At 39.8% G+C, this 13,948-nt stretch carries 18 protein-coding genes; 11 read left to right on the top strand and 7 right to left on the bottom strand.

The features are described from left to right. Positions 1-56: 56 nt before the first annotated feature. Entirely contained in the window at positions 57-437 is a 381-nt protein-coding gene (locus tag QSJ46_RS11415) for a hypothetical protein (protein ID WP_224929246.1), read from the bottom strand. A gap of 316 nt (positions 438-753) precedes the next feature. Here QSJ46_RS11415 and QSJ46_RS11410 point away from each other — a divergent pair, with 316 nt between their 5' ends. Further along, on the top strand, positions 754-873 hold the full coding sequence (locus QSJ46_RS11410; RefSeq protein ID WP_003212464.1) for a GapA-binding peptide SR1P: 120 nt from the start codon (positions 754-756) through the stop codon (positions 871-873). Positions 874-916: 43 nt separating this feature from the next. Here QSJ46_RS11410 and QSJ46_RS11405 read toward each other — a convergent pair whose 3' ends face one another. Further along, positions 917-2,389, bottom strand: a complete 1,473-nt coding sequence (locus QSJ46_RS11405; RefSeq protein ID WP_285604726.1) for an aminotransferase class I/II-fold pyridoxal phosphate-dependent enzyme — start codon at positions 2,387-2,389, stop codon at positions 917-919. 189 nt (positions 2,390-2,578) lie between these two features. Between QSJ46_RS11405 and QSJ46_RS11400 the strand changes: the two genes are divergently transcribed. Beyond that, complete coding sequence (locus QSJ46_RS11400) at positions 2,579-2,848, top strand: UPF0223 family protein (protein ID WP_039178240.1); 270 nt, start codon at positions 2,579-2,581, stop codon at positions 2,846-2,848. Positions 2,849-2,876: 28 nt separating this feature from the next. Here QSJ46_RS11400 and QSJ46_RS11395 read toward each other — a convergent pair whose 3' ends face one another. Beyond that, positions 2,877-3,512, bottom strand: a complete 636-nt coding sequence (locus tag QSJ46_RS11395) for a DUF1054 domain-containing protein (protein WP_024426894.1) — start codon at positions 3,510-3,512, stop codon at positions 2,877-2,879. A gap of 287 nt (positions 3,513-3,799) precedes the next feature. Here QSJ46_RS11395 and QSJ46_RS11390 point away from each other — a divergent pair, with 287 nt between their 5' ends. From QSJ46_RS11390 to QSJ46_RS11365, 6 genes are all read left to right on the top strand, one after another. Then, positions 3,800-3,988 carry a hypothetical protein gene (locus QSJ46_RS11390; RefSeq protein WP_039178243.1) on the top strand — a complete coding sequence of 63 codons (189 nt, stop codon included), beginning with the start codon at positions 3,800-3,802 and terminating at the stop codon, positions 3,986-3,988. A gap of 133 nt (positions 3,989-4,121) precedes the next feature. Beyond that, a complete protein-coding gene (locus tag QSJ46_RS11385; RefSeq protein ID WP_039178252.1) occupies positions 4,122-4,928 on the top strand; it encodes an inositol monophosphatase family protein in 807 nt (268 codons plus the stop codon). 111 nt (positions 4,929-5,039) lie between these two features. Continuing rightward, positions 5,040-6,971, top strand: coding sequence for a DMT family transporter (locus QSJ46_RS11380; protein WP_285604725.1), 1,932 nt, complete (start codon positions 5,040-5,042; stop codon positions 6,969-6,971). Next, the gene (locus QSJ46_RS11375; protein WP_107163600.1) at positions 6,961-7,224 is read left to right on the top strand and encodes a hypothetical protein; all 264 of its coding nucleotides are present in this window, start codon (positions 6,961-6,963) and stop codon (positions 7,222-7,224) included. The genes QSJ46_RS11380 and QSJ46_RS11375 overlap by 11 nt, the downstream gene beginning before the upstream one ends. Next, positions 7,224-7,742 (top strand): sigma-70 family RNA polymerase sigma factor, encoded by a 519-nt coding sequence (locus QSJ46_RS11370; RefSeq protein ID WP_212039786.1) that lies wholly within the window; start codon positions 7,224-7,226, stop codon positions 7,740-7,742. The genes QSJ46_RS11375 and QSJ46_RS11370 overlap by 1 nt, the downstream gene beginning before the upstream one ends. Further along, positions 7,739-8,035 carry an anti-sigma factor family protein gene (locus QSJ46_RS11365; RefSeq protein ID WP_047203711.1) on the top strand — a complete coding sequence of 99 codons (297 nt, stop codon included), beginning with the start codon at positions 7,739-7,741 and terminating at the stop codon, positions 8,033-8,035. Before QSJ46_RS11370 ends, QSJ46_RS11365 begins: the two co-directional genes overlap by 4 nt. 42 nt (positions 8,036-8,077) lie before the next feature. Here QSJ46_RS11365 and QSJ46_RS11360 read toward each other — a convergent pair whose 3' ends face one another. Both QSJ46_RS11360 and QSJ46_RS11355 read right to left on the bottom strand, forming a co-directional pair. Continuing rightward, positions 8,078-8,713: a hypothetical protein gene (locus QSJ46_RS11360; protein ID WP_024424766.1), complete on the bottom strand. Its 636-nt coding sequence runs from the start codon at positions 8,711-8,713 to the stop codon at positions 8,078-8,080. A 274-nt stretch (positions 8,714-8,987) separates the two neighbouring features. Beyond that, positions 8,988-9,167: a DUF5325 family protein gene (locus tag QSJ46_RS11355; RefSeq protein ID WP_024426900.1), complete on the bottom strand. Its 180-nt coding sequence runs from the start codon at positions 9,165-9,167 to the stop codon at positions 8,988-8,990. Between the two features lie 114 nt (positions 9,168-9,281). On the opposite strand from QSJ46_RS11355, the gene typA reads away from it, so the two are divergent. Then, complete coding sequence (gene typA, locus QSJ46_RS11350; RefSeq protein ID WP_024424768.1) at positions 9,282-11,120, top strand: translational GTPase TypA; 1,839 nt, start codon at positions 9,282-9,284, stop codon at positions 11,118-11,120. A 96-nt stretch (positions 11,121-11,216) separates the two neighbouring features. Beyond that, complete coding sequence (locus QSJ46_RS11345) at positions 11,217-11,498, top strand: YlaH-like family protein (RefSeq protein ID WP_044334035.1); 282 nt, start codon at positions 11,217-11,219, stop codon at positions 11,496-11,498. A 31-nt stretch (positions 11,499-11,529) separates the two neighbouring features. On the opposite strand, the gene QSJ46_RS11340 is transcribed toward QSJ46_RS11345, so the two are convergent. Then, positions 11,530-11,760, bottom strand: a complete 231-nt coding sequence (locus tag QSJ46_RS11340; protein ID WP_024424769.1) for a YlaI family protein — start codon at positions 11,758-11,760, stop codon at positions 11,530-11,532. A gap of 102 nt (positions 11,761-11,862) precedes the next feature. Continuing rightward, the gene (locus tag QSJ46_RS11335; protein ID WP_107163603.1) at positions 11,863-12,480 is read right to left on the bottom strand and encodes a YhcN/YlaJ family sporulation lipoprotein; all 618 of its coding nucleotides are present in this window, start codon (positions 12,478-12,480) and stop codon (positions 11,863-11,865) included. Between the two features lie 140 nt (positions 12,481-12,620). On the opposite strand from QSJ46_RS11335, the gene QSJ46_RS11330 reads away from it, so the two are divergent. Further along, complete coding sequence (locus QSJ46_RS11330; protein ID WP_107163604.1) at positions 12,621-13,943, top strand: PhoH family protein; 1,323 nt, start codon at positions 12,621-12,623, stop codon at positions 13,941-13,943. Positions 13,944-13,948: the final 5 nt, after the last annotated feature.

Here is a 13,948-nt window from a genome sequence, read left to right as displayed (position 1 = left end):
CTCATGAGGTGAGGGGTTTTTTCATATGGTTATATATAAGTGCAAGGAAAATATCATTAGTTTGTATTGACGCGGTCTAAAGCATGGCATAAGGGCGATAAGATCTCCTGTTTACTGCGGACGTTTCCTTCCACCTTCACGATCACTTTTTCATCATTGACAAGTAAAATAGCCGGTAATTCGTCCACTTCATTTTTCCAGCCTTTACGATCTTCTTTCACAATCATTTTTGACATTTCCTTAGGGTATTCATTCTTTAAATCGAGGACTGCATCATAATAAGGGCTTTCTTTATCAAGGTTTTCTGCATCAGTAAAAAAGAGAATTCTCGGTTTTTGAATATGACTGACTTGATCGGTCTGAGTCGGTATGATATACGCAAATGAGCATGAACTAAGTACAAAGAGCATGGGGAATATAATGAGAAGTGTCCTCATAAAATTCAATCTATTCACCTCAAAATCATTTGGGGTTGTCCCAACATTTTTAGGAGCTTGTTCCCTGTTAGTCACTCTAGTGTATCATGTCCCTTTTGACAATTTTCGATTGTTACTCAATTGTTACAGAATTGATATGAAGCAAAATACAATTGAAACGTTCCCTCAATATGATGAGAAAAAAGCACATATTTATAAAAAATGATTAAATGTGTCATACAATTAACCGTTGACAACTTAAATGTGACATCATATTATAGAGATAAGAAATAGATCAAACGCTTTCAAACTATGAATGAAGAAAAGGGGAATGTACGTGGGTACAATTATTTGTCAAGATTGCAATGAAACCATTGATCAATTTGAAAATGAAAAAGTGACAACGCTATACGGAACGTGCGGTCACTGTCATTGCTGTGATGAAGCCTCTGAATAAATAAAAAAAGCATGCAGCTCCATTTGGGGCTGCATGTTTCTTTTTATAAAATTGGTTTTTGTTCCTTAATCACACGGATCATTTCAAGCGTTGAATCTTCAGGTCCTTGGACAGGGAGGCCAATTTCAATATTTTTAAAGATATACGATATATTTTCTTCTGTGATAATTTCACCTGGTATAAAAATTGGAATACCTGGCGGATACACCATCACAAACTCTGCGGTGATGCGGCCGACTGCTTCCTTAAAAGGAACGACTTCTGTTGTGGCATAAAAGGCGTCACGCGGCGTCATAGCAAGCGATGGGATCTCAGGCAGCAGTACCTCTGTTACCGCTTGTTTGCCGCCGTCACGAGTAGACGCTGCGGCAATTTCCTGCATCGCCGTCACGAGCGTATCAATTGTCTCATCTGAATCGCCAGGGGTTACGATACATAAGATATTGTAAAGGTCAGAGAGCTCTACTTCAATTCGATAGCTTTCTCTCAGCCATTTTTCGACATCATGTCCGTTTAACCCAAGGTCTTTGATGGAAATAATTAATTTCGTTGGGTCATAATCGTAAGTAGAAGCTGAACCGAGTATTTCCTTGCCAATGCAGCTAATGCCGTCAATTTGATTCAAGCGGTCTCTCGCTGATTCAGCCAAACGAATGGCTTCGTCAGCAAGTGCCTTTCCTTCAGTGGCTAATCGTTTTCGAGCGACATCAAGTGACGCTAAGAGCAAATAAGAAGTGGATGTTGTCGTCAGCATACTCAAAATCGATTGCACTCGGTCTTTTGAAACAAGCCCTTCCTTCATATTTAAAATAGAGCTTTGCGTAAGAGAGCCGCCGAGTTTATGGACACTTGTTGCTGCCATGTCGGCACCTGCCTGCATCGCAGAGAGGGGAAGCTCATCATGAAAATGAATATGCACACCGTGTGCTTCATCGACAAGGACAGGCACATCAAATGAATGGGCAATGTCTACGATTGATTTTAAGTCTGCTGAAATACCAAAATACGTTGGATTAATGACAAGTAAACCTTTCGCATCTGGATGCTCAGTGAGCGCCTTTTTGGCTGATTCAGGTGTAATACCGTGAGAGATGCCAAGCTCTTTGTCTATTTCTGGGTGAATAAAAACAGGAATGGCGCCAGAAAATACAATCGCGGACATAATTGATTTATGAACGTTACGAGGAACGATAATTTTATCTCCAGGTCCGCATACCGTCATCACCATTGTCATGATGGCGCCGCTTGTTCCTTGAATAGAGAAAAATGTATGATCAGCACCGAAGGCTTCTGCAGCAAGCTCCTGTGCTTCTTTTATCATCCCTCGAGGTGAATGTAAATCATCGAGAGGTTCTATATTAATGAGGTCAATGCTTAATGCATTGTCGCCAATGAATGCTCTAAATTCAGGATCCATTCCGGCTCCTTTTTTATGGCCTGGAATGTGAAATTGGACTGGATTGGTTGCTGCGTGTTTTTTTAGTCCAGTGTATAAGGGTGTATCATGTTGTGACAATTGCTTTCCCACCTTCATCGAAATACCTGCTATTATTGTGCCAATTACAGCAGATTTCATTGCATAAAACAAAAGAATTATATTATGAACTGATCGGAATGTAAAGCATAAAATCAATCGGTTTCTGATCAAACAGATGCTATAATAAAAGTTCAAATCAGAATGAGTATTAAAGTGAGGGACAAGTAAATGGAATATCAATATCCAATGGATGTCGACTGGACGACAGAGGAAAAGATTGCGGTCATTTCATTTTTTCAGGCTGTTGAAAAAGCCTACGAAAAAGGAATTGCGAAGCAGGAGTTATTAGACGCATATAAACGATTTAAAGAGGTTGTGCCATCAAAAGCAGAGGAAAAAACGCATTGTGCGGCGTTTGAAAAGGGAAGCGGGTATTCCCCCTATCATGCAGTAAAAACCGCAAGAGAGGCAGAAGAGACTGCTATTATACGTATGTAAAAAACGAGCCTATATAGGCTCGTTTTTTTTATACAGATTCTTTCTGTGTAAAACGGTATAGATACGTCAGCGTGCGGAAGGCATTTTCGATTTTCGAGAGGAATTCTTCATTATTCATTTGCACGACTTCTTCTCTAGGCAGCTGAATGCCGCAAAGAAGCTCGGCTTTCTTGACTGTTTGAACACGTTCAAACAGCGTTTTCAGCTGTTCGGAATCTAGTTCGCTGTGACGCATGACATCTGGTTTCATATGATCTTTAGACCAAACAAAATCTTGCGGTATTTTCTGCTGGATGGTGTCTAGCTCCTTTTCAAATAGCTGGCCGTACTCACCTTTTACTGGAGATTCATAAATGAGTGCAAACCAGACAAAGACATGTGTTTTCCAAAGCCCAATTTGAAAATGAGGGAGTTTTTTATATCCGCGCTTACTGTTTGCAAAAGCAACCCACGTATCATTTGGCGGGTTAACAGATCTTCTAGCATGCTTTGCGACGTGTACAAACATTTCGTCTCCTGTAATAGAAGAAAGAAGTGGTGCAAAATGTTCGCCAAGTGCTTCAAGCTTTGGACGGACTCTTTCTTTTAATACAGTCATTCGTTCATCTAAACCATCAACTGTGAATGTTTCAAAATCTTCATCTCTAAAACGCATTTCACTCATGTTATGCCTCCTGTATCTTTTCGCTGATCATATTTTATCATAGCTTGGGTCAAGCTCAAAAAAAGATGCACCGTCAGATCAAAGAATGTAAAGGACGTTGTTCAGCGTTTAAAACCTTTCATTTTGTGGTACATCATAAATAGGTAAAGACACAATTTTCAGAATGTCGTTGCGGTTATGCGATCGCTTCATACGATATAAGCAAGAACCATTTCTCTTATCGATTGAATTTTTTATCAATGAAAACTGACAAGGAATGAATCATTCTCTGGAAGGGGCGTTGACCAATGAAGCAAATCGTGAAGCAGGGGTATAGGCAGGAGAAGAAGAATCGCATCGCTGTGTGGAGATTAGAGGTTGATTATGAGCTTTCTACGCTTCATGAAGCCATCGAGCATAAAGATGACATCCAAATCGAACGCAGCAAACGAAAGCTTGAGCGCCTAAGAAAAGAATGGGAGCAGCTTCAAGGGTAAAACAGCGTGAGGTAAAAACGAACCAATTCATCGGTTCGTTTTTGTATGAAGCTGCTTTTTTCTTGCTTTTACGTACATAATATCAGTATGCTATTACAAATAGGTCCTACATAGAAAAGAGGTTTACAATCTGATGACAAACTGGGTGGAAATTGACCGTCTTGCAAAGCTCTGGGTAAAAGAAGCAGGGAGCCGTATTAAAGCGTCCATGCAGGAAGGTCTATCAATTGAAACAAAATCAAATCCAAATGATCTTGTCACGAATATCGATAAAGAAACAGAGCGTTTTTTTATTGAAAAAATACAGTCGACATTTTCAGACCATCACATTTTAGGAGAAGAGGGACAAGGGGAAGAGGTGACCTCACTCGATGGAATTGTGTGGATCATTGATCCGATCGATGGCACAATGAACTTTGTCCATCAAAAACGCAACTTTGCCATTTCAATCGGGATATTTGAAAATGGTGTTGGGAAAATCGGTCTTATTTATGACGTCATTCATGACGAGCTCTACCATGCCATCAAAGGAGAAGGAGCTTATATGAACGATACCCTGCTCCCTCGATTAAAAGATGTGGAGATTGAAAAAGCCATTGTGGGTATTAATCCGACATGGGCGATCGAAAGCCCTTATTTTGACGCCAAACCATTTGCCCGTCTTGTGCGTGATGTGAGAGGGACACGAACGATTGGATCCGCTGCCCTTGAGCTTGCTTATATTGCAAGCGGCAGAAGTGACGCATATGTCACGTTAAGGCTTGCGCCATGGGATTATGCAGCGGGCTGCGTACTGCTTGATGAAGTAGGGGCTGTTTACTCAAATATTCACGGAGAACGTCTTACGTTCCTAGATAAAAACAGCATAGTCGCCGGAAATCGATCCATTTGTGAAAAAATCTTGCATGATTACATAAAAGGAAGCGGAAATAAAAAATAAACAGAATCACTTCATGAGAATGAAGTGATTTTTTGTTTTTCCTGAAACTTTTTGGTAAGGCGAATGTCTATACGAATGAGGCCTTAATTTTATGTAAAGGATTGTGTATCAATGTTGGATTTGTTTAGTGATTTATCGCTCCATTTTGAAAGGTATTTTATTTTAAATGAGTATAGTATCCGCATCATTCAATGGTGTGTACTTGGACTATTTGTTCTTTTCATGACACTTCCGCTATGGAAAGAAAAGAAGAGTGGTTATGTATTTTATGCTGGAATCGTATTAAGAGTTGTTCTGCTTGGCGGAATGACAGTTGAAATGATCCACCAAGTCCTAGCTAGACAGTATACGATCGAAACATTTGAAGTGCTGACAGATTTCATGCAATTTCTCATTTATGGGTATGTTTTGCTTGCATCACTGTACTATGTGATTACTCTTCCTTATTTAAAAAATAAAGGCATGTTTTTTGCTTTTGATTTATCTGTATTACTTCTGCCTTTATGTCAAACCGTGTTTATTGTGTTTGCTGAAAGCAAAAAGTTCTTTCTTAGCGGTGATATGGGGCTAGTATGGAGAGATCTGATCACCATTTTGGTTATGGCTGGCTTTGCTGCTTTAGTACTGCATCTTTTCTTTCGCTTGTTTTGGCACTGGAAGTGGAAGGAATTGCTGTTGTTCTATGGCCTAATTTTCGCAGCCCTGCTTTATATTTTTTATCCTTCTATTTCGAAGTATGAACTTCAATCTACATTTAAATCGATTGTCATTTTAGCTGCAGCAGCAGGAAGCTTTATGACGATTTATTTGTTATCTGCTTTACTGCGGGACAAGGTGAGATTAAGGCAGTGGGGCGCTGGTTGTATAGCTGTCTTTTTTCTGCTATTACTCAATCCGATTATCAATATCCCTCATACCATGTTCCAATTCACCAAAACGGAACTGGTAGATACTTTCTCGGAAGAATATCGCCCTTTATCAGCAGCAAGTGCAAAAGTATTTGCTTCAAAGTTTGTACCGGAGAATCAATCGCTGTATTTAAATGCTAGTCATCAGCCTATCCCTTATCATTACGTGTTTGCAGATGATCAGTATGAAGTGAATATTTCTCCGTTTACAGGTGAATTAAGCGAATATTCTTATCGAGGTCGTGTAGAGGGAAAGGAACTGACCGATAAAGAATATAGGCAAAAGACCATTGAATTTTTCGAAAGAAGCGGAAGGTCAATAGATCTCAATCGCATTCAATTGACTGTACAAAAAGAGGACGGAGAGACGGACGTTCTACTTCTGCCAAAAATGTCTCAGAATGAAGAGGACAGTTTAGCGTCTGCCACCTGGAAAAAAGGGACGCTTCGACAAGCGCAATACGAAAACGCCATCTTTCAATTAAAGGATATAGACGGAATTCATTTAACAAAAATGGATATAAAAAACAGGATCAACAGTATTTATCAAAATTTAAATCTAAAGACGCCAGTATATCAAATCACAGGCATTGATGATTTTTATTATGATTGGCAGCATGAAGTGAGGGTCACAACAAAAGATCAATCGGAGTTTGTGTTTAATGGCTCATCAAAAGAAGTTATCAGCTTTAAGCTGTCAAAAGCGATTCTTCAACAGAAAAAAGGGAACATCAGCGATAAAGATTTGTTAAAGATCATAGGGAAAACGCCAAAAGACATAAGAAAAGAAACAGGCACTAGTGAAAGCAAACAATATACATTTAACCACTCCTCTCATGTCGTCAATTTATTTAAAGGGGATGATGGAATTGAGTTGAGAGTGCAATCGCAATCAGCTTCTTCTATCCCGCACGTAGTTTCTAATCAAGATCGGGAGGACGTCTATCAGCAAGTACTTAAAAGGTATAAACCATATACGATCTATAAAAAGCAAATAAAACCTGTGAGAATGATCGACAAAGAAGGGAACATCGACATTTCATGGCTTGTCATCATACAAACCTTCGGATCAAATGAGCATAAAATCTATGAAGTGAATGGACGAACAAAAGAGGTGCATCGTTTTGACAGATAAAGAAAAACAAGCCATCTTTCAAGACTTATATGAACTGTATCAAGAAGGGGATCTGGGAGGCGAGGCAGCTAGCTGGATGAAGGCACACGAACAGCAATTTCAGCATGTGGCCGCGGGAAGAAAGCAGTCTTCAGCGCCGATGGAAAGCCATAATGACTATGACGAGTTAAAACGTATGAAAGGGTTTATTTACTCGTTATACTTCTTTTTTATCGTTTTATCGATTTGGATGACTGTGTGGTTTTATTTTTGATGTCCAGACCAGCCGACCAAATTGAAAAAATCTATGAAGAATATTTTCAGGAAATCACCAAATATTTATATCGCCGGACGGGAAATATGGAAACGGCCAAGGACCTTGCGCAGGACGTATTTATGAAGGCTCTGCATGGGTTGTCCTCCTTTAAGGGACATTCAAGTATAAAAACATGGCTTTATACCATTGCGTATCACACATTTGTGAATGATTATCGCCGAAAAGTAAAATGGACTTTTACGAACGTAGAGGAAATGGATTTCTTAGAGCAGCAGTCGTTCACGACACCAGAAGATCACATTGAAAAACAAGCTGATATAGAAAGGCTGTGGCATCATATTTATCAGCTGAAGGATTCCTACCGGGAGGTCCTCATTTTAAGAGATATTCAAGAATTGTCATATGAAGAAGTAGCTGAAATTTTAAATTGGACTTTATCTAAAGTCAAAACAACCCTTCATCGAGCCAGATTAGAGCTGAAGCGAATGCTACATTGTGAGGAGTTCAATAAATGAGCTGTTATTTGATTGAAGAATTGTTACCACTTTATATAGAGGGAGACACAAGTGCAGAAACAAATAAAATTGTTGCAGAGCACTTACAATCCTGCGAGAGCTGCCAACACCTTTATCACGAAATGAAAGAGCCAATAACCCTTATACAAACTCCTGATCTCATGCCATATATAGATGAAAAGGAAGAAAGAAGAAAATTTGAAAAGCGCTACTATGGCAAGCTGTTATATCGAGCAAGTATCGCATTTGGTATAGGATACGCCATGATGATCATTCTTTATTGGCTGAAATAAAAAACCCCCATCTGGATAAACCAGGTGGGGGTTTTTCTGAGCTTAGCTTAATTTTTCTTTCGCAATTTGAACTGCATCATAAAACGTTTTTAATTGCTCTTGAGGAATTTTCTTAAGCATTTGGTTGAAAACAAGTAATTCAGTAGAGCTGAATCCAAGACCTTTTGCGATTTTTGAATCAATCACAACGTTTCCTTTTTTGTCTAGAACAAGGGCATCACCAGCAAGATCAGCAATTCTGATCACTGATTTGAAAAGCTTTTCGAATTTAGCCGCTTCTTCTTTTGTAAGACCAAGTTCAACAGCTTTTGCTGCATCAAAAACCAATTTCCCTTTTTCGTTTTTAGTGATGCTTTCACTGAAAACGATTGTAAGAACAGCTGCGCGATCTAAGAATTTCTCAGCAGTCGCCGCTTCTTCTTCAGTTAGTCCGAGCTCAACAGCTTTTTTCACATCAAATGTGTAGTTGTTGTCTTCCTCAACAAATGAATTGATGAGAATGTTGATGACACGCTCGTTTTTCTCCAATAATTCTTTAATGATTTGCTGCTGTTCAAAAGGAATGCCTTTGAAAGTTGCAGCGCTTGCTTGCCCAGGAGCTACTGTTGTGAAAGTAAGAATAATAGCTAAAGCGAAAAATACAACAGAGCTGAGCGATTTGCTCAAAAACTTCTTCATGCTTCTTTTCTCTCCCTTTTCTGTTAAATTTTGTTGCAAGAACAGCATACCATGAGAAACTTTGTGGAAGAATAGGAAAATTGTAACTTTCTGTTTGATTTTGGAGAACTATAAAAGTTCTTGTCGAATTATGGAGAGGTTCAGATTGCTTACTTTTGTCAATTCTCAATAGATGTTTTTGTATGTGACGCAAGCTTTCATAGGTGATTTGTCTTGTTTTTACTCAAAATAAAAAGCCTTCTACATATAGAATGTAAAAGGCTTTTACCTAATTTTATGATTGCACGTTTAATTTTCTTTTTAATGTAAATCCTGTACCCATGAAAATCATGGCGAATACAATGCTTAGACATATGCCCAGTATGTTTTTTTCTGCAAGAGTTACCCCAATAAACGCCATACTGACAACTGCAAGTAATGCACATAATAATAGAAGCCATTTGATTTGTTTCATAATGTCCCCATCCCTTTTTTTAGAGTTAATATAAGTTTACAGAAAAACGATCGGCATTTAAAGGGGATTGTGATATAATATGAAAGTTATCTAATTATTTTAGGAGATGAAAATGTGAAACTTCGAAAAGACCTTCGCAACATCGCAATTATTGCCCACGTTGACCATGGTAAAACGACGCTTGTTGACCAATTGCTCCATCAAGCTGGTACTTTCCGTGCGAATGAAAATATCGCTGAGAGAGCCATGGATTCAAATGATTTAGAGCGAGAGCGCGGTATTACGATTTTAGCTAAAAATACTGCGATAAATTATAAAGATACACGCATTAATATTTTAGATACACCAGGACACGCCGATTTCGGTGGTGAAGTTGAGCGTATCATGAAAATGGTAGATGGTGTACTCCTCGTTGTGGATGCTTATGAAGGCTGTATGCCTCAAACACGCTTTGTGCTGAAAAAAGCACTTGAGCAAAACTTAACACCAATCGTTGTCGTCAATAAAATTGACCGCGACTTTGCTCGTCCGGCTGAAGTAGTCGATGAAGTGATTGACTTGTTCATTGAATTGGATGCAACAGAAGAACAGCTTGAGTTCCCAGTTGTCTATGCATCAGCAATCAATGGTACAGCAAGTAACGATGCGAGCAAACAAGATGAAAACATGGAATCCTTGTTTGAAGCTATTGTGAACCATATTCCTTGCCCGGTTGATAACCATGAAGAGCCGCTTCAATTCCAAGTGGCGCTACTTGATTACAATGATTATGTTGGCAGAATTGGAATTGGCCGTGTATTCAGAGGAACAATGCAAGTAGGACAGCAGGTAGCCTTGATGAAAGTCGACGGCACTGTGAAACAATTCCGTGTAACAAAGATCTTTGGTTTCCAAGGGTTAAAACGAGTGGAAATCAACGAAGCGAAAGCGGGAGATCTTGTCGCTGTATCTGGAATGGAAGACATCAACGTAGGTGAAACGGTTTGTCCGGTAGAACACCAAGAGGCACTTCCAATCCTTCGTATTGATGAGCCGACACTTCAAATGACGTTTGTTGTAAACAACAGCCCATTTGCAGGCCGTGAAGGAAAATACGTGACATCACGTAAAATCGAAGAGCGTTTAGAGCAGCAGCTTCAAACAGACGTCAGTCTTCGTGTGGACCCAACTGATTCACCTGATGCTTGGGTTGTTTCTGGACGCGGAGAACTTCACTTATCCATTCTCATTGAGAATATGAGACGTGAAGGATTTGAATTACAAGTATCGAAGCCAGAAGTTATTGTAAAAGAAGTTGATGGTGTTCGATGTGAGCCTGTTGAGCGCGTTCAAATTGATGTACCAGAAGAGCATACTGGCTCTGTTATGGAATCAATGGGTGCAAGAAAAGGTGAAATGATTGACATGATCAACAATGGTAACGGTCAAGTTCGCCTGATCTTTACAGTGCCATCACGTGGTTTAATTGGATATACAACTGAATTTCTTTCATTAACTCGTGGTTTTGGTATTTTGAACCATACGTTTGACAGCTACCAGCCAATGCAGTCTGGTCAAGTCGGCGGACGCCGTCAAGGTGTACTTGTTTCAATGGAAACAGGTAAAGCGACTGCTTACGGAATCCAAGGTGTTGAAGAGCGCGGTGTGATCTTCGTTGAGCCAGGTACTGAAGTATACCAAGGCATGATTGTTGGGGAGCATAACCGTGAGAACGACCTTGTTGTGAACGTAAGCCGTATGAAACAACAAACAAACGTACGTTCAGCGACGAAAGATCAAACGGTTAGCATGAAAAAACCTCGTATTATGTCACTTGAGGAATCTCTTGAGTACTTGAATGAAGACGAATACTGTGAGGTTACACCTGAATCCATTCGTCTTAGAAAGAAAATTTTAGACAAAAACGAACGTGAGAAAGCAGCGAAGAAGAAAAAGCTAGCAGGATTATCTTAATTCCATGAAGAATTAAAAAGATAGAACCCTGAAAGATAAGGGGAGGGAATCTTTTTGAATGATCAGGAAGTAAGTGAAAATCTATCCTTTTTCGCGATGCTGTTTCGTGTCGATGAAAATCCGCAAACAGGGATGTGGCTCCTATATGGCACCATCCTTGTTTTAGCGATTATTGTTTTTAAGCTCGGCTTTGCAAGACGTTTACCGATTTTAAAAGCGCTCGTGATTTATTTGTTTTTGATTTTTGGCTGCACGTTTCTCACATTTCTAGGAATCTTCCTGCCAGTAGCGGAAGGCCTTGTTGTGGCAGCTGCCATTTTGATTATTTATAAAATACGGCTGCATCGTGCGAAAAAAGAAGGAACAGTCAATACGTAAAAAAAGACCTGAACATGTGTCAGGTCTTTTTTTATGTCTTTTGTTCTTTCTTTCCTTTTTTCTTCTTTTTCTCTTTTGTCGCAGGATCCTGATAAAGAGAGAATCTGCCGGTTTTGATGCGAGCTTCTGTCTTTATTTTAATGCGTTCTTGGCAGTCATCGCACATATATGTATGAATTGGCCGGTTTCTTAACCGTTTCGCAACGAGTGTATCATCATCAATGGTTTCAAGCTTTTCACATAATGAGCACTTCACTCTCATCATTTTCACCTCACTTTATTGCATTTATTATAGCATGTTTTCCAGCCACTTAAAATCAGCGTAGAAAAAGGCTTATATCACAGGAGATATAAGCCGTTCTCATCATTTCTTTTGATTCATATGATGATTTGATTGGTCGTTTTGATTTTTTTCTAACTGCTTTTGATCTTGTTCTTTGAGCTGATTATTCGGATCATTTGTCGGATCCTTTTCGTTACGGTCGATCTCATTTTTCGGCATCTCTGGCATCACGCGGCCGACAATGGCAGCTAGTTCATCCATAATACCGCTTACAGGACGGCCTGCTTGAATTTCTTTGCCCATTTCTTTTAAACGGCTGACTGTATCCGGATCAGCAACCACAACAGCATTTGCACCTTCCGGGTCATTTCTCAGCGCTTTTGCAACTGAATATTTAATGGTTTCTACTTTGCTTCTATCTAAATCATCTTTTACATCAATACCAACAACAGCATAGCGTCCGATGACGATTGCCGTTGCATCATTGACATCTGCTACGTGCTCTGTCACATTGACAAGATGCTGCGCAACATCTGTGGATGGGCGGGCTTGATTTGTCTTTTTCTTCGATGAGTCTGATACCCGTACTAAGTGCTGGCGTCCATCTTGCTTGTCCAGCGCCTCTGGCTTTTCCTGCTGCTGGCAAGCGCCTAACAGAATAATCGTTTGAATCATGAATAATGTTAAAAATAGTCGCATCTATATTCCCTCCTTCACAAACTGCATGATTTATTTTATTGTTGAATTAACCTTCTAACTTTATTCATGAAAACATATATTTTAACAATCGTTTTGGGAAAGACAAGGATGAATGAAACCCCGATCAGGAGGCGAAGGACCTGAGTAAAATTTATGTATTAGACACAAATGTGTTATTACAGGATCCGAATTCAATCTTTTCATTTGAAGACAACGAGGTCGTCATTCCGGCCGTTGTGTTAGAAGAAGTAGACTCGAAAAAGAGATACATGGACGAGGTTGGGCAAAACGCTCGGCGCGTCTCACGTTTAATCGACGGTTTGAGATCGAAAGGGAAACTCCATGAAAAAATTACGCTAGAGTCAAAAGGAACGCTGCGCATCGAGCTGAATCATCGCTCTTTCCATGAACTTCAAGAAATTTTTATTGAAAAAACGAACGATAATCGGATATTGGCTGTCGCGAAAAATTTAAGCTTAGAGGAAGAAACAAAGCCTCACGGACGGCCAGTTATTTTGGTCAGTAAAGATGTCTTAGTCCGGGTAAAGGCAGATGCTATAGGCCTCCAAGCTGAAGACTTCTTAAGTGACCGTGTGCTGCAAAACGAAGACATTGATAACGGCTATCATGAGCTCTATATTCCGACGGAGCAATTGAATACATTTTATAAGCAAAGCCAATTGCCGATAAAAGAAGTCACGAGTGTACCATTAAACCCTCATCAGTTTGTCATTATGAAGGGGAATGAAGGCGGCTCTGCTTTAGGAATGCTTGATCAAAAAGCAGAGAATGTGAAACGGCTCGTTTATGATCAAGAGCATGTTTGGGGAATTCGTCCGAAAAATGTTCAGCAGACGATGGCACTAGAGCTACTATTGCGCCGTGATATTCCGCTCGTGACATTGATCGGAAAAGCGGGAACTGGTAAAACACTCCTTGCACTGGCTGCTGGATTAATGCAGACAGAGGATCTCGGCATGTTTAAAAAACTGATCGTCGCCCGTTCAATTGTTCCTGTCGGCAAGGACTTAGGCTACTTGCCAGGTGAAAAGGAAGAGAAACTCAGACCATGGATGCAGCCGATCTATGACAATTTAGAATTTTTATTTAATACAAAAAAACCTGGTGAACTTGATGCGATTTTGGCGGGAATTGGTTCGATTCAAGTGGAAGCTTTAACGTATATCCGCGGAAGAAGTATCCCTGATCAATTTATTATCATTGATGAGGCGCAGAATTTAACGAAACACGAGGTGAAAACATTATTAACGCGAGTCGGAGAGGGAAGTAAAATTGTGCTAATGGGAGACCCAGAGCAGATCGATCATCCTTATTTAGACAGCTTAAATAATGGGCTTACGTATGTCATTGAGCGGTTCAAAGGACAGCAAATATCTGGACATGTCAAGCTTGTCAAAGGAGAAAGGTCTGGACTTGCACAGCTTGCAGCTGATTTGCTATAGTCCAG

The organism is Bacillus sp. YKCMOAS1, from assembly GCF_030268125.1.
Classification (GTDB): Bacteria; Bacillota; Bacilli; order Bacillales; family Bacillaceae; genus Bacillus; species Bacillus safensis.
The sequence above is the reverse complement of the archived record's forward strand: the minus strand, read 5'-3'. Positions and strand labels throughout refer to the sequence as shown.